Annotated in this window: 16 protein-coding genes and 1 tRNA gene; 6 read left to right on the top strand and 11 right to left on the bottom strand. The window is 53.5% G+C overall.

From position 1 onward, the window contains the following. Nucleotides 1–140 precede the first annotated feature (140 nt). Both G5574_RS06075 and umuC read left to right on the top strand, forming a co-directional pair. A complete protein-coding gene (locus tag G5574_RS06075) occupies nt 141–380 on the top strand; it encodes a DNA polymerase V (protein ID WP_164482251.1) in 240 nt (79 codons plus the stop codon). Then, nucleotides 380–1642: a translesion error-prone DNA polymerase V subunit UmuC gene (umuC, locus tag G5574_RS06070; RefSeq protein ID WP_164482250.1), complete on the top strand. Its 1263-nt coding sequence runs from the start codon at nt 380–382 to the stop codon at nt 1640–1642. Before G5574_RS06075 ends, umuC begins: the two co-directional genes overlap by 1 nt. 94 nt (nt 1643–1736) lie before the next feature. Here the strand turns inward: umuC and G5574_RS06065 are convergent. From G5574_RS06065 to G5574_RS06055, 3 genes are all read right to left on the bottom strand, one after another. Next, nucleotides 1737–1813, bottom strand: a tRNA-Pro gene (locus G5574_RS06065). A 73-nt stretch (nt 1814–1886) separates the two neighbouring features. Then, nucleotides 1887–3641, bottom strand: coding sequence for an LPS biosynthesis-modulating metalloenzyme YejM (gene yejM / locus G5574_RS06060; protein ID WP_058708435.1), 1755 nt, complete (start codon nt 3639–3641; stop codon nt 1887–1889). Between the two features lie 22 nt (nt 3642–3663). Next, entirely contained in the window at nt 3664–3888 is a 225-nt protein-coding gene (locus G5574_RS06055) for a YejL family protein (RefSeq protein ID WP_006119976.1), read from the bottom strand. Nucleotides 3889–4047: 159 nt separating this feature from the next. On the opposite strand from G5574_RS06055, the gene yejK reads away from it, so the two are divergent. Further along, complete coding sequence (gene yejK, locus G5574_RS06050; protein ID WP_033740589.1) at nt 4048–5052, top strand: nucleoid-associated protein YejK; 1005 nt, start codon at nt 4048–4050, stop codon at nt 5050–5052. Between the two features lie 92 nt (nt 5053–5144). Here the strand turns inward: yejK and rplY are convergent, their stop codons facing one another. Both rplY and radD read right to left on the bottom strand, forming a co-directional pair. Further along, entirely contained in the window at nt 5145–5429 is a 285-nt protein-coding gene (rplY, locus tag G5574_RS06045) for a 50S ribosomal protein L25 (RefSeq protein WP_006119974.1), read from the bottom strand. A 131-nt stretch (nt 5430–5560) separates the two neighbouring features. Continuing rightward, nucleotides 5561–7315, bottom strand: coding sequence for a DNA repair helicase RadD (gene radD / locus G5574_RS06040; RefSeq protein WP_164482249.1), 1755 nt, complete (start codon nt 7313–7315; stop codon nt 5561–5563). A gap of 155 nt (nt 7316–7470) precedes the next feature. Here radD and rsuA point away from each other — a divergent pair, with 155 nt between their 5' ends. From rsuA to G5574_RS06025, 3 genes are all read left to right on the top strand, one after another. Continuing rightward, the gene (gene rsuA, locus G5574_RS06035) at nt 7471–8190 is read left to right on the top strand and encodes a 16S rRNA pseudouridine(516) synthase RsuA (protein ID WP_033740587.1); all 720 of its coding nucleotides are present in this window, start codon (nt 7471–7473) and stop codon (nt 8188–8190) included. An 11-nt stretch (nt 8191–8201) separates the two neighbouring features. Next, on the top strand, nt 8202–9398 hold the full coding sequence (locus G5574_RS06030) for a Bcr/CflA family multidrug efflux MFS transporter (RefSeq protein WP_006119971.1): 1197 nt from the start codon (nt 8202–8204) through the stop codon (nt 9396–9398). A gap of 253 nt (nt 9399–9651) precedes the next feature. Continuing rightward, entirely contained in the window at nt 9652–9972 is a 321-nt protein-coding gene (locus tag G5574_RS06025) for a YejG family protein (RefSeq protein WP_033740957.1), read from the top strand. Here the strand turns inward: G5574_RS06025 and yejF are convergent. The 6 genes from yejF to mepS all read right to left on the bottom strand — a co-directional run bounded on the left by yejF (nt 9959) and on the right by mepS (nt 17892). After that, nucleotides 9959–11563, bottom strand: a complete 1605-nt coding sequence (yejF, locus tag G5574_RS06020) for a microcin C ABC transporter ATP-binding protein YejF (RefSeq protein ID WP_164482248.1) — start codon at nt 11561–11563, stop codon at nt 9959–9961. The genes G5574_RS06025 and yejF overlap by 14 nt on opposite strands. Further along, the gene (locus G5574_RS06015) at nt 11564–12586 is read right to left on the bottom strand and encodes an ABC transporter permease (protein WP_033740584.1); all 1023 of its coding nucleotides are present in this window, start codon (nt 12584–12586) and stop codon (nt 11564–11566) included. It lies immediately after the preceding gene. Beyond that, nucleotides 12586–13680 (bottom strand): microcin C ABC transporter permease YejB, encoded by a 1095-nt coding sequence (locus G5574_RS06010; protein ID WP_033740582.1) that lies wholly within the window; start codon nt 13678–13680, stop codon nt 12586–12588. The genes G5574_RS06015 and G5574_RS06010 overlap by 1 nt, the downstream gene beginning before the upstream one ends. A gap of 9 nt (nt 13681–13689) precedes the next feature. Beyond that, nucleotides 13690–15498 carry an extracellular solute-binding protein gene (locus tag G5574_RS06005; RefSeq protein WP_164482247.1) on the bottom strand — a complete coding sequence of 603 codons (1809 nt, stop codon included), beginning with the start codon at nt 15496–15498 and terminating at the stop codon, nt 13690–13692. A 41-nt stretch (nt 15499–15539) separates the two neighbouring features. Continuing rightward, the gene (locus G5574_RS06000) at nt 15540–17117 is read right to left on the bottom strand and encodes a cyclic di-GMP phosphodiesterase (protein WP_033740578.1); all 1578 of its coding nucleotides are present in this window, start codon (nt 17115–17117) and stop codon (nt 15540–15542) included. A gap of 208 nt (nt 17118–17325) precedes the next feature. Then, nucleotides 17326–17892, bottom strand: coding sequence for a bifunctional murein DD-endopeptidase/murein LD-carboxypeptidase (mepS, locus tag G5574_RS05995; protein ID WP_006119961.1), 567 nt, complete (start codon nt 17890–17892; stop codon nt 17326–17328). Nucleotides 17893–18365 lie beyond the last annotated feature (473 nt).

The following is an 18365-nucleotide window of genomic DNA, read 5'->3' as shown; positions in this document are numbered from 1 at the left end:
TTAGTCACCCGCCGAGCCCCCTGCAAAATAAAATCCCTTTCCCGCCAGTAACTTTACAAATATCTCAACCGCAGCGGCTTGATCAAATTCATATGTTGATATTACTGTAATTATATACAGTAAAAACGGAGGGTAGATAAATGCCCCGTGACTATGAAATCATGATTGCCTTTCGCCAGGCTATTAAGCGTGACAGCCAGGGGCGTTACACACTCAGCACACTCGACTTTGTACGCGAGCTTGACCGCCTTAACTGGCATTACACACTACGCGCCGCCAACAAGTGGATCGAAACCCATACAACCACTTTTCGTGACATCTCAACGTCTGAAGGTGAGGACCGCGTGTTTCAGGTTTTCAATCCAAACGGTGGCTTCTGATGTTCGCCCTGGTTGACGTTAATTCTTTTTACGCCAGTTGCGAAACGGTTTTCAGGCCTGACCTGCGTGGCAAGCCAGTAGTGGTTCTGAGCAACAACGATGGTTGTGTGATTGCCCGTTCAGCGGAAGCCAAAGCATTGCAGATACCCATGGGGGCACCTTATTTCAAGCTGAAGAATGAGTTCAGACGTCATGGTGTGGAGGTTTTCAGTTCCAATTATGCGCTCTACGCCGATATGAGTAACCGCGTCATGACGACACTGGAGGACATGTGCCCGGCTGTGGAGATTTATTCAATTGATGAGGCGTTCATGTGCCTGGATGGCATGCAGCGCCTGACATCACTTGAAGATTTAGGGCGAAAGGTGCGCGCCAGGGTTAAACAGGAAACTCACCTGACAGTTGGCGTTGGCATCGCGCAGACCAAAACGCTGGCAAAGCTGGCAAACCATGCGGCCAAAAAATGGACCAAGACAGGCGGTGTCCTCGATCTTTCGAATATCGACCGTCAGAAAAAATTACTCGCTCTGGTACCGGTGGAGGACGTATGGGGCGTTGGGCGGCGCATCAGTAAAAAACTTAATGCCATGGGTATCACTACAGCCAAAGACCTCTCTGAGCAGAGTACATACATCATCCGAAAACACTTCAACGTAGTGCTTGAGCGTACCGTCAGGGAGCTTCGTGGAGAGCCCTGTTTAGAGCTGGAAGAATTTGCACCGACCAAACAGCAGATAGTGTGCTCACGTTCATTTGGATCACGTATCACCGAATACATGGATATGCGTCAGGCCGTCTGCGCTTTTGCAGAACGCGCTGCTGAAAAGCTGAGGAAGGAAAGGCAGTACTGTAAACAGATAGCTGTATTTGTGCGAACCAGCCCACACGCAGAGGGAGAAGTATTTTATGGCAATCAGGCCGCTGGAAAGTTACTGACACCTTCTAACGATACCCGCGACATTATCAGGGTGGCTATGGACGCTCTGGATCAGATATGGCTCGACGGTCATCGCTATATGAAAGCAGGAGTGATGCTGGGCGACTTTTTCAGCCAGGGAGTATCTCAGCTCAATCTTTTTGATGAATACCGCCCGCAGCCCAATAGCGAAGCTTTAATGCGTGTTGTTGATGGGCTCAACCAGAGCGGCAAGGCTAATTTATTTTTTGCGGGGCAGGGAATAGAGAAGTCCTGGTCAATGAAGCGTGAGATGCTTTCACCTGCTTACACGACCCGCTTTGCAGACCTGCCAGTGGTGAAATGAGGGCGAGTTTTACCATCATTTTACCATTGTTTTACCATCGCAAATCGCAGGCAAAAAAAAAGCAGCCGTAAAAGGCTGCTTTTTAAGGGTAATTTGGTCGGCACGAGAGGATTTGAACCTCCGACCCCTGACACCCCATGACAGTGCGCTACCAGGCTGCGCTACGTGCCGAACTTTGGAGAGCTAGTCTACTGATTATCAGCACGAATGCAAGCGTTCCAACGCCTAACTGCCTTATTATTAATCAGTTAGCGATAAAACGCTTCTCTTCTGTGAGCACCTGCAACAACAGCGCCAGCTCGGGTTTATGATCCTTCAACGTATTGCCGTCTGCGTCGTAGGCGCGATAGCTACCGTTATTGTTGAGCACCAGCGTGACTTTCGGCGTGGTGATGACCAGCTTATTGTCTTCGCTACTGGTCACCCAGTCATGACGGCGCTGTGCCGCAAACAGATCTTCACCCTGCGCATAATTCACCGGATTCGTTCGCACATGCAGCAAGCGCTGCATCAGCGTCACCATCACGTCCTGATGATCGGAAAGGCGCGTCACCGTCTGTGCGGGCGTGTCCGGCCAGTGAATCACCAGCGGCACCTGCAGGTTTTGGCGATTTCCCTCGTTATCCGGATCGCCCTCCAGCGCGATACCGTGCTGTGCAGTAATCACGACCACGGTGTTTTTCAGCAAATCACGCTGCTGTAGCGTAGTGAGGATCGCCTGAATCTGTTCATTTAGTGCCGGTGCCTGGCGCAGATAGCTGCGCTGGCGGGTTTTGTCATTGTTGCCGCTGATATCCGGTCCGTTCAGGGCCAGCCAGGAGAACCATGGCGTGCCGTCAACTTTTTGCGTGCTCAGCCAGTTTTGCCATTGCGATACGGTGCTGGCATTGGGCTGATCGCCGCTGGCAGGCAGCGAGTAATCTGACAACAGCGCCTGACGGTACAACGGCTGGTTGAAGCCGTCAGAAGAGAACAAACCAAACTGATAGCCCTGCGTACTCAGCGCCGTCAGCAGGGCAGAAGGCGTACGTTGCGCCAGCACGCCGTTCATATAACTGGGTGAAATACCGTAGAACAGGCCAAACAGCCCCCTTTCAGCGTTATCCCCTGCGCTGAAGTGCTGCGTGAAACGCACGTTCTGACGGGCAAACGCGCCTAGCGCGGGCAGCGCCGTGTCGGTGTTGGCGCTGTTCAGGCCATCCACCGTGATCACTAACAGGTTATCGCGCGTACCTTTATCCGCAAAGGTGATATCGCTCAGCGGATACTGCACGGCCGCCGCTTCGGGATCGCCTTGCTGTACCAGGCGGCGTTGATATTCCTGCGCATCCAGTAAGCCGTGGCGCTCCAGGAAACGTCGCGCGGTCATCGGGTAGGAGAGCGGCAGATTGGCGCGTTGCATAGTAATAGGGCGGTAGAAGTTGGCGTCCGCCCAGATATACATCAGGTGGCTGGCAAAGAAGGCGCAGATAAACAGGGCCGCCAGCGGTTTGCCAAAAGAGCGGCGGTTCAGGCTACGTAGCTTCTGCCAGCTCCAGGTGGCAAACAAAATTTCCACCAGAAAAATCAGCGGCACGCCGATAAACATCAACTGCCAGTCGCGCGCCATCTCACTTTGATCAGGATTGATCACCAGTTCCCACACCACCGGATTAAGGTGAAGATGGAAACGGTTAAATACCGCGCTGTCGACCATCAGCAGTGTCAGCCCTGCCGTGGCCACCACCGACGACAGGACCCGCATCAGACGTTGCGACATAACGACGAACGTCAGCGGAAAAATAATCAGTAAATAGGCGGCAAAGACAATAAAGCTGAAGTGGCCAATCCAACTGCTGTACGCATAGATACGTCCCGCCAGGGACGCAGGCCAGTCGGCAACCAACAAATAGCGGCTACCCAAAATGAGCGCGAAAAAGATATTAAACAGAGCAAACCAGTGTCCCCAGCTAATCATCTGGGAGACTTTTTCGCGGTAGCGCTGTCGGTTGGTTACCATAGTTTTACGTCAGACCGGCAAATTAATGAGTACTGTCGTCTACCGACGCCTGTAGCGCATCAGCAAAAGAACGAGCCAGAGCGCGGCGTTGCGCAGGCGCAACATCGCTGTTAATCAGGTTGGTTACCATGTTCCCCAGAACCATCAGGGAGAGATCGGTGGGAGCCTGGTCTTTTTGCAAAACCTGCGCCATTTCCGCGAGGAGTTGTTCAACGCGTTGGTCGCTGTAACGGGATGATTGTGGCATAGCGAAAACTTATCTCGTCTCAAAAGGCGATATAGTACCGGAACAACGCACTTTTTTCCGCAAATTTATCGAAAGCATCCGGTCTGCGTTATGCAGAGAGTTGAAAGCTGCTGCTGGCGGTGTTTGAATACGCGCCTGTGCTACCAGGAGGAGTTTACCATGAGTCTGGATATCGACCAGATTGCCTTGCATCAGTTAATTAAACGTGATGAAAATCAGCTAGAGCTGGTGTTGCGTGATTCGTTACTGCCAGCCACCAGCACGGTCGAAGCAATGGCGGAAGAGTTGCACCGTGTTTACAGTGCGAAGAGTAAAGCTTACGGGCTGTTTAATGCGGAAAGCGAACTGGCCGAGGCGCTGCGTAACTGCCGCAAAGGACATGATGATTTCCTCGCCTTTAGCCGGGCGGCGACCGGACGCCTGCGTGATGAACTGGCAAAGTATCCCTTTGCAGAAGGCGGCGTGGTGCTGTTTATTCAGTATCGTTACCTGGCGGTAGAGTATTTACTGGTGGCGGTATTGAACAGCCAGTCCAGTATGCGCGTCAACGAACAAATGGATATCAGTAGCACACACTATCTGGATATCAATCATGCGGATATCGTGGCACGTATCGATCTCACCGAATGGGAAACCAATCCGGAATCCACCCGTTACCTGACTTTTTTGCGCGGCCGGGTCGGGCGCAAAGTGGCCGATTTCTTTATGGATTTCCTGGGCGCGGAAGTCGGCCTGGATACCAAAGCACAAAACCGTGGCCTGTTACAGGCGGTAGATGATTATTGTGACGAGTCGAATCTGGATAAAAATGAGCGGCAAAATTATCGCCAGCAGGTTTACAGCTACTGTAATGAGCAACTTCAGGCAGGCGAAGAGATTGCGCTGAAGGCGCTGTCTGGTGAACTGCCACCGCTGGGGGATAAAACGTTTGAAGCCTTTACCCAGGAGCAGGGCTATGAACTGGAAGAACATTTCCCGGCCGACCGCAGCACCTTACGTCAGTTAACCAAATTTGCCGGGAGCGGCGGGGGGCTGACGCTAAATTTTGATGCCATGCTGCTTGGCGAGCGCATTTTCTGGGACCCGGTGACGGATACCCTGACCATCAAGGGCACGCCGCCCAACCTGCGCGAACAGCTACAGCGCCGAACCAGCAGTAAGTAATGGCGAGCCGGACACGGCGTTCCGGCTGACCGCAGACAAAATAAAAGGGCCGGTTTCGCAACCGGCCCTTCTACTTTCAACTCACCCGGCGATTAAGCGCGAACGAAGTCGATGTGGTGCAGTTTTGGCTTGAACGGGTGACGCTGAACAGCCTGCACTTTAACTTTGGTTTCTTTACCATCAACAACCAGCGTCAGAACTTCTTCGTAGAAGCCTGGCTTCGCTTGCAGGTTCATTACCTGGTCGTGGTCAAGGTCGATAGAAACAGCCGCTTCTGAACCACCATAGATGATGGCCGGGAAACGGTTTGCTGCGCGCAGGCGGCGGCTCGCACCCTTACCCTGCTCTTTACGTTCTACTGCATTGATAGTGAACATTAATACGTCTCTTTATAATTTCTGCTACAGGCGACCCAGTAACAGAAGGGTTATTCAACACCGCTGATGCACATGCAAAAGCGGGCGGCATTATAGCCGTAATCCCCCACCGGGGCAAACGCTAATACGACCTAGCGGAGTTCATTGGCCCGGCGGAAACGGCCCTGATAGTCAAACAGCTTCTCGCGAATCTGCCAGAAGCGGCCTTTGGCGCGCGCCACAACAAAATCGGGATGACGCAGCAGCGGCTGTAAGGCCAGCACATCGGCGGCGGTTTGCCAACCCAACGGCACGCCGGGTGCGCGCTGGTGGGGGCGCATAAAGAGCTGTTCGAAGGCCTTGCGCTGTGCAGGGGTTTGCAGGCGAAAGCGCTCGCTGACGCTGGTGCCGTCTTCATCAAAGTAGGTGGCGTTGAGCCATTCGCCTTTTTCATCGCGGCCCTGTTCCAGGGTCATGCCACCGCAGCGCAGAACCCGGGCATCTTTCAGTTTCAGGGCGGCTTTGAGCATATCGTCAGGATCGACCAGAATCATGTCGCATTCGCGGCAGCGACGCGCAGCAATGTCGTTCTCTGCGTTGCACTCCGGGCAGTTTTTAAAGCGGAAACGGTAGTCGCACTGTTCACGCTCGCCCTCGTCGTCCTCTAAAACACCCTGGCATTGCCGGCCGAAGTGCTCAATCACCATGCCATCGCTTGTGGCTTTGCCCCAGAAGGTGTTGGCGAAACCGCAGGCAGGGCAAAACACCTGCACGGGCTGATTGTCGCTTTTCCCTTTTGGCGTCCCCACTTCGGGCGTAAACAAATCGTGGGGATTACCGGCATAGTCCAGAATCAGGCAGTCCTTCTTGCCGGGAGACAAGCGCAGACCACGCCCCACAATCTGTTGATACAGGCTGACCGATTCCGTGGGACGCAGGATGGCAATCAGGTCCACATGCGGCGCATCGAAGCCGGTCGTTAACACGGCGACGTTCACCAGAAATTTAAGCTGCTGGGCTTTAAAGGCGGCGATCAGGGCATCGCGGTCTTTGGCATGGGTTTCCGCCGAGACCAGCGCGCTGTTTTCCGGCAGCAGGCTCAGAATTTCCCGTGCGTGTTCGACCGTGGAAGCAAAAATCATCACGCCCTGGCGATCGTCGGCAAATTCCACAACCTGACGAATGATCTGTGGGGTAATACGCTGCTGCTGTTTGAGTTCCCGGTTCAGATCGGCTTCGCTAAACAGGCCATTCGCCTGCGCGGTCAGGCGGCTGAAATCATACTGCACGACCGGCATATCCAGCCGTTCAGGGGGCACCAGAAACTGGTGCTTAATCATATAGCGCAGGGGCAGTTCATAGATGCAGTCGCGGAACAGGGCTTTTTCGTCGCCACGCACCATTCCGTGATAATGAAAACGGTAGATCCAGCCCTTGCCCAGACGGAACGGTGTGGCCGTTAAGCCCAGTAAACGCAGGTTGGGATTGTGCTGACGCAGATGCGTAAAAATCTGTTGATACTGGCTCTCTTTGTCGTCACCAATGCGGTGACACTCATCCACGATCACCAGCGAAAAGGCGCTGTCAAACAGGCTGAGGTTTCGCGCAACGGACTGCACGCTGCCAAACACGACTTTTCGCTGGCTCTCTTTGCGCTGTAAGCCTGCCGCAAAGATATCAGCCTCCAGGCCGTAAGCCTGATATTTGCTGTGATTTTGCGCCACCAGCTCTTTGACATGCGCCAGCACCAGCACCCGGCCGCGGGCCAGGCGTGCCAGTTCCGCGATCACCAGGCTTTTTCCGGCCCCGGTGGGCAGCACTATCACGGCAGGGTCATGATGACGCCGGAAGTGGGCGACGGTGGCATCTACCGCTTCCTGTTGATAGGGACGTAAAGTAAAAGACATGCTGCTCACTTTTGGAAAACCTGCTGCAATTATGCCACGAATCGTCTATAAACGCGCTGTCAGAGAGACGCCGTTCAGGCTATACTTCCCAGACTTTTTCAACGGTTAATAACGCCGTTTTAGTTTCCCTCCGCAGTAACAGGCAAAACACATTCATGCGACTCGACAAATTCATTTCTCAGCAACTGGAAATCAGCCGTGCTATCGCCGGACGCGAAATCCGTGGTCAACGTGTCACCGTTAATGGTGAGGTGGTACGCGATACCGCATTCAAACTCCAGCCCGATCACGAGGTCGAGTATGACGGCAACGTGCTTCAGATGCAGACCGGGCCGCGCTATTTCATGCTGAATAAACCGCAGGGCTATGTCTGCTCCACGGACGATCCCGATCATCCTACCATCGTCTATTTCATCGAAGAACCGATGGCATTCAAACTGCACGCCGCAGGCCGGTTGGATATCGATACGACCGGATTAGTGCTGCTGACGGACGACGGACAGTGGTCGCACCGTATCACTTCACCGCGTCACCATTGTGAGAAAACCTACCGTGTGACGCTTGAAGCGCCGGTAAGCGACGATACCGCTGCGCAGTTCAGTGCAGGCGTACAACTGCATAACGAAAAGAGCCTGACCAAACCCGCACAGCTTGAGATCATCACACCGACGGAAGTCCTGCTGACGATCAGCGAAGGGCGCTATCACCAGGTCAAACGCATGTTCGCCGCCGTGGGGAATCGGGTGGTGGAGTTACACCGTGAGCGCATTGGCGCCATCGTCCTGGACGAGGACCTGGAACCGGGAGAATACCGCCCGTTAACAGAAGAAGAGATAGCCAGCATTGGCTTGCCTGACGAACTGAAACAGAAATAGCGAGAAAGCCGGTGCGCAAGGAAAAAAATTCGCCAATGGGGTTGGTGATCATTCTCGGCCTGTTAGCGATGTTGATGCCATTGTCGATAGATATGTATCTGCCTGCCATGCCACAAATTGCGCGTCAGTTTGCGGTATCCGCAGGCAGCGTACAGATGACGCTCAATCTTTATATTCTGGGGTTCGCCATTGGGCAGTTGATCTACGGTCCGCTGGCCGACAGCTATGGTCGCAAACCGGTGATAACGCTGGGCACCCTGATATTTGCCTGTGCGGCGGCAGCCTGCGCGCTTTCTCAGTCAATAGAACAGCTTATCGCGATGCGTTTTTTGCACGGCCTGTCCGCTGCGGCTGCCAGTGTCGTGATAAATGCCCTGATGCGCGACAGCTACTCGAAAGAGGAGTTTTCGCGCATGATGTCCTTCGTGATGTTAATCACCACCATTGCGCCGCTGCTGGCCCCCATTATCGGTGGCTGGCTGCTGTTGCTCTGGAGCTGGCACGCCATTTTCTGGACACTCTCGATAGCCGCGCTGATTACCACCGTTCTGGTCGCGACCCAGATTCGGGAAACGCTGAAGCCTGCGCAGCGCCAGCGTTTTCATCTGCGCACGACGCTAGGGAATTTTGTGGCTTTATTTCGCCATAAACGGGCGTTCAGCTATATGCTGTCGAGCGGGTTCTCCTTTGCGGGACTGTTTACCTTTCTCAATGCGGGCCCGTTTGTTTACATCGAGCTCAATCATATTTCGCCGCAAAGCTTTGGCTATTATTTTGGCCTGAATATCGTGTTTTTGTTCATCATGACCCTGATTAACAGCCGCGCGGTGCGCCGTTTTGGCCCTGTCACCCTGTTCCGTTTTGGGTTACTGGTGCAGTTTGCGATGGGCATCTGGTTGCTGGTGGTCAGCGCGTTTGATCTGGGGTTTTTGCCGCTGGTCTTCGGTATCGCCATGTTTATCGGCTGTGTGTCCATGGTGTCATCAAATGCCATGGCGGTAATTCTGGATGAATTTCCGCACATGGCCGGTACGGCGTCTTCACTGGCGGGCACGCTACGTTTCGGCGTAGGCGCACTGGCCGGTGCGCTGCTCTCTCTGTTCAGCTTTAACAGTGCCTGGCCTATGGTGGGCACCATTGCGCTCTGTGCAACGCTCTCCGTTGCGCTCTTTCTCTACGCGTCACGTCCGCATTCTGCCGCCCGCTAAGCAGGCGGCAGCCTTCGCTGTCGCCTGTCCTGACCTGCAAAGACAATAATGTTTCTTATTTGTGAAAAAAAATAGCAAATAAAGTAATCACATTGGGTCTAAAATGATTGTTAGTTATCATTAAACGCGGTACATATAGCCCAAAATGAGATTCAACTCGCAATTTGGCAGATAACGCGCATGACAGGTTCGGCGCGCGATGCTGATACCGTTGGTGGTGAATTGGCTGCATTCTCTGGAGATACTGATCACTATGTTGCAACTTTCGGTGGTGCATCGTTTACCCCAGCGGTTTCGCTGGTTGAGCGATCGTCATAGCGTGATTGAGACTGACGATACGGATTCAGAAGAGCACGATGTTATCGCGCTTCGTCTGATAAGCCATGATGGCGTGCCCGCCTGGGAGATTTTGCATGAACTGAAAGACATGCTGACCGCCATTCAGGTCGATGGCAAAATTGCCGAGTGCGAAGGGCAACCCTGTCTTTTTATCCGCCGTTGTGATGAAAGCGCCACTAACTGCTGTCTGAAAAACCAGGGCGTTGCGATTGCGGAGACCTTTATTGGTCGCTGAGCGCCACTGACCTGAGCAGCTCGCGAGTATAGGCTTGCTGTGGGGCGGCGAATAACGTTTCACAGTCACCTTGTTCCACCACCTCTCCCTGTCGCAGGACGATCAGCTGATGGCAGAGCGAGCGAACCACCTCCAGATCGTGGCTGATAAACACATAGCTGAGCTGACGTTGCTGTTGCAGCCCACGCAGCAGATCCAGAATCTGTTTTTGGACCGAGCGATCCAGCGATGATGTGGGTTCATCCAGCAACAGCAGTTCAGGCTCCAGAATCAGTGCGCGTGCAATAGCGATTCGCTGCCGCTGTCCGCCCGAAAACTCTGCCGGATAACGATGGCGGCTCTCCGTGTCCAGCCCGACTTCTGCCATCACCGCGATAACCCGCTCTTCCTGCTGTGCCGCACTCAACTGCGGAAAATGCACCGCCAGCCCTTCGGCGATAATTTGCAGGACGGTCATGCGTGGATTAAGCGCAGAGTCAGGATCCTGAAACACTACCTGAATACGGCGGCGAAGCGGCAACAGCTGTTTACGTGACAGTTGATGCAGCGGCTGATGATCAAACCAGACTTCGCCCTGAGCGGCTATCAGTCGCAGCAGGGCCAGCCCGGTGGTGCTTTTCCCCGAACCGGATTCGCCCACCAGCCCCAGGCTTTCCCCGCGTTTCAGGCGAAAACTGATCGAGTTGACGGCAATCTTTTCGCCCGTTTTACGCTTAAACAGCCCCTGATGCAGGGGGAAAGTGACGCGCAAATGCGCCACGTTCAGCATCACAGGAGATTCGGCCGCGAGCGGCACGGCGCGGCCTTCCGGATTGGCCGCAAGGAGTTGCTGAGTGTAAGCGTGCTGCGGCTGACGAAGCAAAACCGCGCTGCGGTTGTGCTCCACCACCTGACCGGCGCGCATGACGCTCACGTTATCCGCCAGTTGACGAACGATGTTCAGGTTATGCGTAATAAACAGCATCCCCATATTCAGTTCCTGTTGCAGTTCACGCAGCAGGGTAAGGATTTGCGCCTGTACCGTGACATCCAGTGCGGTCGTCGGTTCATCGGCAATCAACAGCTTCGGTTGTGTGAGCAGCGCCATGGCGATCATGACGCGCTGGCGTTCACCGCCGGAGAGCTGGTGCGGAAAATCATTGAGTCGCGAGGCGGGCTGGCGAATACCGACGCGATCCAGACAGCGAATAATCTCTGCCCGTGCCGCTTCCCGCCGCAGCCCGCGATGCAAAGACAGAACTTCGTACAGCTGTTTTTCGATGCTGTGCAGCGGATTGAGAGAAACCATGGGTTCCTGAAAAATCATCGCCATTTGGTTGCCACGCAGTCCGCGAAGGCGCTGCTCTGAAGCCGTTAACAGGTTCTCACCGGCGAACAGAATCTCTCCCTGCGGATAGACGACGGCGGCCTCATGCAGGAGCCGCATGACTGACAGGGCCGTGACGCTTTTACCCGAGCCGGATTCGCCTACCAGCGCCAGCGTTTCTCCCGCCTCAACGCACAGTGAAACATCCTTCACGACCTGATGCAGCTCTTTGCCCTGACGAAAGGCGATGGAAAGGTGATTAACGGCAAGCAGTGGCGCGTCCATTCAGACTCCTTTACTGGGATCGAAGGCGTCGCGTACGGCTTCACCAATGAAAATCAGCAGCGACAGCAGTATCGCCAGCGTAAAAAAGCCAGATAAACCCAGCCACGGTGCCTGCAAATTATTTTTTCCCTGCAGCAGCAGTTCACCCAGCGAAGGCGAACCGATGGGCAAGCCAAAACCTAGAAAATCGAGGGACGTCAGCGTGGTAATCGACCCGCACAGAATAAAAGGCAGAAAGGTCAGCGTAGCGACCATCGCATTCGGCAGCATATGCCGCAGCATGATGCGTGTGTCGTTGACGCCCAGCGCCTGCGCCGCGCGAATATAGTCAAAGTTGCGGGTACGCAAAAATTCGGCTCGGACCACGCTGACCAGGCTCATCCAGCCAAACAGCACGGTCACCAGCAGCAGCCACCAGAAGCTGGGCTGAACCACGCTGGACAGCAGAATCAGTAAAAACAGCGAAGGCATACCGGACCAGACTTCTGTAAGTCGTTGTCCTATCAGATCTGTTCTGCCGCCAAAGTAGCCCTGTATTGCGCCAATGACGATACCGATGACGCTGGAAAACAGCGTAAGCAGCAGACCGAACAGAAGCGAAATACGCAGACCGTACAGCAACCGCGCCAGCACGTCGCCACCGTTGGCGTCAGTACCCAGCCAGTTTTGTCGCGAGGGAGGTGAAGGGAAAGGCACCTGTGACGCAAAATTGAGGGTATTGGCTCCAAAGCGAATGGGTGCCCAGAGCGCCCAACCCGCTTTTTCCAGCCGCTGTTGCAGCCAGGGATCCTGATAATCGGCTGCCGTCGCAAAGTCGCCGCCGAAGTCAGTTTCGCTGTAGTTAAAAAACAGGGGCGCGTACCAGCGGTGCTGATAGTGCACCAGCAGCGGCTTGTCGTTGGCAACCAGCTCGGCACACAGGGAAAGAACAAAGATAAACAGAAAAATCCACAGCGACCAGTAGCCGCGTCGATGATGCCGGAAGCGCTGCCAGCGTTGCTGGTTTAAACGCGAAATCTGCATTATCGCCTCTCAAAATCGATACGAGGATCAACCAGCGTGTAGGTCAAATCACTCAGGATATTCATCAGCAACCCAATCAGGGTGAAAATATACAGGGTACCAAACATCACCGGATAATCCCGCTGGACGGTGGCATCAAATCCCAGCAGACCTAAACCATTCAGCGAGAACATCACCTCAATCAGGACCGAGCTGGTAAAAAACATACTGATAAAGGTGGCGGGGAAGCTGGCTATTACCAGCAGCATCGCATTGCGGAACACGTGGTGGTACAGGATACGGCGCTCGGAAACCCCCTTAGCCCGGGCGGTGACGACGTAATGTTTGCGAATCTCATCAAGAAACGCATTTTTGGTCAGCATGGTTAAAGTAGCAAAACCGCCAATGACCGTAGCCAGCACCGGAAGCGCAATATGCCAGAGATAATCCCCCACCTTGCCGTACCAGGGCAGGGTAGCAAACTGCGGCGAGGTCAGCCCGCGCAGGGGAAACCAGTCGAAATAGCTGCCGCCGGCAAACAGGACTATCAGCATAATACCGAACAGAAAAGCGGGCACCGAGTAGCCAATGATGATGAACGTGCTGCTCCAGATATCAAACGGGCTACCATTCCGCACGGCCTTTTTTATCCCTAACGGAATCGACACCAGATAGATAATCAGTGTGCTCCACAGGCCGAGGCTGATGGATACCGGTAAACTCTCTTTAATCAGTTGCAACACAGACGCACTGCGAAAGAGGCTGTCACCAAAGTCAAAGCGCAGGTAGTTCCACAGCATCGAAAGATAGCGCTGCCCGATGGGTTTGTCGAAACCGTAACGCTTTTCAATTTCGGCGATCACTTCCGGGTCCAGACCACGTGCGCCGCGATACTGATTATCGCCAGGCGTTGAGCGGTTCAGGCTGGCCCGCGTTCCGCTGCTGTCAGCGCCGCCTGCGCCGGGCATGCCGCTGGTCTGGCCAAACTGAATGTTCGCCAGCGCCTGATCAACCGGACCGCCGGGCGCGATCTGCACAATGAAAAAGTTGAGTGTGATAATGGCCCACAAGGTCGGAATGATCAGTAACAGTCGGCGAAAAAAGTACATTGCCACAGGATGTCCTCAGCGTCGGTTAGCGGGCAGGCGGCCGGCTTTACTGACGTCATACCACCAGTTATCCAGTCCCGTACTGTAATCAGGTTTCCTCGCAGGATGGGAAAATTTATTCCAAAAGGCAAGGCGCTGGTCGGCGCTGTACCACATCGGGATCATGTACGCATTCCACAGCAAAATGCGGTCCAGCGCCTGCCCCAGTGGCAGCAAGGCGTCGGCATCACCCTGATGGTCGACAATCGCTTTAACGAAGTGATCAACGACGGGATCCTGAACCCTGGCGCTGTTCCACGAGGACTGAATATAGTCCGACTGCCAGCTAGCCTGCAGGTTACGTGAGGGCGTTGGCATCGCGAGATACACCGTGCTGACCATATCATAGTCGCCGCTGCGCAGGCGACGCAGATACTGAGAGCTGTCAATCTGACGCAGCGTTAAAGTGATCCCCAGGCGGGAAAGGTTATGCTGATAGGGAAGGGCCCATTCGCTGTTGGTGCCACCGGGCAACAGCAGCTCTGCCGTAAAGGGTTTTCCGTTCTTATCGTTCACCAGGCGTTGGTTTTTAACATGCCAGCCAGCCTGGTTCAGCAGGGACATGGCTTTAAGCAGGTTCGTGCGATCGTAACCGCTGCCATGGGTTGTCGGGGGTGCCCAGGCGTCGGTAAAGATGTCCGGCGGTAACTGCGCACGGAAAGGGGTGAGTAGCCGTTGCTGTGCGGCATCAGGTTGGCCCTTTGCAGCATAGTTTGTATTCTGGAAATAGCTGCTGGTACGTTTAAAGGCATGATAGAACAGCGTTTTATTCATCCATTCAAAATCAAAGGCCAGCGCCATCGCCTGGCGTACCCGTCGATCCTGAAACAGGGGTTTTTGGTTATTGAGCGCCAGCCAGCGCGTATCAATTGACGCGGTATTGGGCATAGATTCTTTCACAATCTGCTGATCGTCAAAGTGACGGCCACGGTACTGCGTTGCCCATTTTTTCGCGGACGTCTCTTCTCGCAGGTCGAAAGCGCCGGCCTTAAACGCCTCAAACGCCACGTTGTCATCCAGGTAATAGTCGTAACGCATGACGTCAAAATTAAAGCGACCGCGGTTGACCGGCAAATCAGCTGCCCAGTAGTCCTTCACGCGACTGTACTCAATAAACTGGCCCAGCTTCCAGCGGCTGATGCGGTAAGGTCCGCTCGACAGAGGAGGCTGACTGAGCGGTTCGTTAAACTTTTTATTCTGCCAGAAGGTATGCGATATCACCGGCAGCGATAGTAAGCTCAGCATCAAATCTTTGTCGGGTGCCGGTAACGTAATACGCACCGTCAGACGATTAACCGCCTCCATCGTCACGCCGCGATAATAGAGACGAAACTGGGGCACGCCTTCGGTCATGAATGTGTGAAACGTAAACGCGACATCCTCAGCGGTAATGGCAGAGCCATCGTGAAATCGCGCACGCGGGTTAAGGGTGATCTCCATCCAGCGAAAATCAGCGGGATGACGGGCGGATTCGGCAATCAGCGGATAGTAACTGCCGGGTTCATCATCCGACGTGGTAAATAAGCTGTCATACAGTGTGCCGGTGCCCGCCGCCGGATTGCCGCGCGATGCGTAGCGGTTGAAATTGTCGTAGGTGCCGGGCACAGCCTGAACAATTTTGCCGCCCTTCGGCGCGTCAGGGTTCACATAGTCGTAATGATGAAAGTCCACGGCATACTTCGGCGTGCCCAACTGAGCAAATGTGTAACTGACCTGCACCGGGCTGGCGTGCAGCGGGCTGGTCAACCAGCAGCACAGCAGCAAAACAACATAGCGGAACGGCATAAAGAGGGCGGTCTCCTGAACGTTTTGACACCGCAGCGGTGTTACAGGCTGATGGACTGGCTGGTCTGGCGCAGAAAGAACGCCTTGACCTGTTCGGGCGGTAGCGGGCGGCTAAACAGATAGCCCTGCAAATGTGTCACGCCACGGTTGATCAGCCAGCTTGCCTGCTCATCCGTCTCAACGCCTTCCGCCACGCTCATCAGATTCAGTTTCTTTGACAGCTGTAAGACTGTATCCAGTACGGGCGAGGTAATTGTTTCGGTGCCAATACTTTGAACAAACCCACGGTCAATCTTCAGATAATCAAACGCATACTTTTCAAGATAGATTAATGCACTGTGCCCGGTACCGAAATCATCTACCGCAATTTTAATTCCGCGCTGATGAAGCCAGTTAAACAGTGCGGCCGCGTTACTGTTTTCCACCACAGCACGTTCAGTAATCTCAAAAACGTACTGAAAGTGATCGTGCGGCATGCTGTCTTGCCAGTACAGCACATCATCGCGAAAGCTGCAGGCACCCAGATGCAGCGGCGAAATATTCAGACTGATGCAGGTTCCTTTCGGCAGCGTGTGGCGCAGTAGATGTGCATCACGTGCAACCAGCTCAAAAAGGTGCCGGGTCAGGGGAATGATTTGGTTTTGCGCTTCGGCATAACTGATAAAAATGTCGGGTGAGATTGCTTCGCCTGATGGGTGCGTCCAGCGAAGCAGCGCCTCAATGCCGTAAGATTGCCTGTCTGCTGCTGTGATGATGGGCTGATATTCAACATGAAACTCGCCACGTCGAATGCCCATCGTGATTTCTTTACCGGGACGGCGCACCCGGGACAGTAGCACCCAGCTCATCCCGCTGACAATTAACGCAAACAACAGGCTAATCAGCATGATCGTTTGGTAGTCGCTCGCCGATAAGGTTGAACCATAAAGTGCAAACTGAAACGGCAATCCGTCCATTGGCGTCTGCATAAGGGGTGAGGGGATCAGGTGATTTCGCACCAGCGTGGGCTGCCAGCTTGTCAGGGCAGTATTATGCGCAAGTAACGCGATACCGGTAATTTCGGGGTGAGATGACGCTTTGAGTTGATAAGGTGACAGGCTGACATTCAGCGTGACAAACAGGCCTGACTGCTGGGTACCGGGTTGTTTGATCCAGATCGCCAGCGCCGGTTTTGTTGGCTGCATTGGCGTTCCGGGCAGTAAACGAATATCCCGTTCACGTGTAGGATCGGTGCGCGGTGAGAGCGCGCTGAGCGGCTGAAAGAAACTGCCCGTCGCCGAGGAGCAAAAGGCATTACCGTCTTTAACCAGGATAATGGCGCGTATGTCACCCGCAAAGGCTGCACGCGCGGTTAATTCGTGATTAACGATGTAGCATTCAGACTTAACTAAGGGAAGCAGCGGAATGAGGGTATCTGAAATAAGGGCGTTCACGCTGTGCTGAAAATCGGTGCTGCTGTCGATGAGCAACTGCTTGTGTTGTTGCTTGCGATGGTGCTGGGTCTGAATAAGCAAAACAGACGTTAACAACAAGAAAAACAAACTACCAACAATCGCGCTCTTCCACGCGATGCGACGAGGATAAGTTGCCTGGCGTATCAGCGCCCGCGACAATGGCATGAAGTGCTTCCCCTGATCAAAATACAAAACTAAATGATGCACAATCGCACACATTTTCGCGTTTGAGAATATAACGAGTCAGTTAGTAATGTCTCGTTATTATTTTGATAAACAAGTATTTTTTTACGTTGATTCGCTGGATTCAGAAAAAAAAACGCTGCATAGGCAGCGTTCTTTTTTCTCTGGCTGAGAGGACGTTCGTTCTACACTAGCTCGGATTGCGACTTAATACCCGACGTGCTTCGCGATAACGTTTTTTCCAGTAATCTTCATTAAGGCTGGAGATCATCACGCCGTTGCTGGTCGAGGCATGAACAAAGTTGTCGTTGCCAAGATAGATACCAACATGACGGCCGGTGGAACCTGCACGGAAGAGGACTAAGTCACCCGGGCGCAGTCTGCTGCGTGCGATTTCTTTCCCTGTTCCCTGCTGTTCGGAGGTCGAACGAGGAAGATCTAATCCAAATTGTTCACGAAAAGTACGCTGTACGAAAGCGGAACAATCAATGCCGCGTTTAGTATCACCGCCAAGACGGTAACGTACACCTTTCCAGCTCGCGTATTGATCCATGATGCGTGTCTTAACATCGACATTACGCACCATCTCTTCGAACTCATCCTGAGACGCTTGAAGTAAAAAACCATTCTGGTTGTTAACTTCATGATTCTCGATTTTTGCGTTATGGGTACTGCTACAAGCTGAGAGGAGTGTTGCCAGCGCCAGAGCGGGCGCTATCCGCCAGATATATCTCAGTATTGGTTGAGACTTGACCATTATTCGGGTTTTCCTTCGAAGTCCTTACGACAAGATTGTCGCCAGCCAGATGACAAAACGGAATGAGATTAATAAGCCAGCCAGAACAAGACAACGCTTTAATTATAAAAATGTGTAAATCACCACAATTTATCTGTTAAAGAATGCTTAATACCGCGACTTCTTTCTCACTGCGACCGAGATTAACCGATTCCCGAGGCCGTGGCGAGTGCTTTTAATCAAATTCTGATAGGTTTTTTTGATACTTATCAAACTTAAATGACTTGTTCACTTTATCAACAGGAATGCAAGTGTAATAACAGGATGAAAGGGGAAAACAGACGCTAATTCCAGGCATAGTGCGGGTTGCGGGGAGGGCGGCGGCGCGGCTGGCTTTCATCAGACAGGATAAATCCTGTAATATCATCGGCTTCAGCGTGATTTTTTGTTAGCGTGCTAATTGTTACTTTAAGTTTTTTATAAGTAAGGGCGGT

This window comes from Pantoea stewartii, from assembly GCF_011044475.1.
Lineage (GTDB): Bacteria > Pseudomonadota > Gammaproteobacteria > Enterobacterales > Enterobacteriaceae > Pantoea > Pantoea stewartii.
Note: the sequence above shows the minus strand (reverse complement) of the source record. Positions and strands in the feature narration are given on the sequence as shown.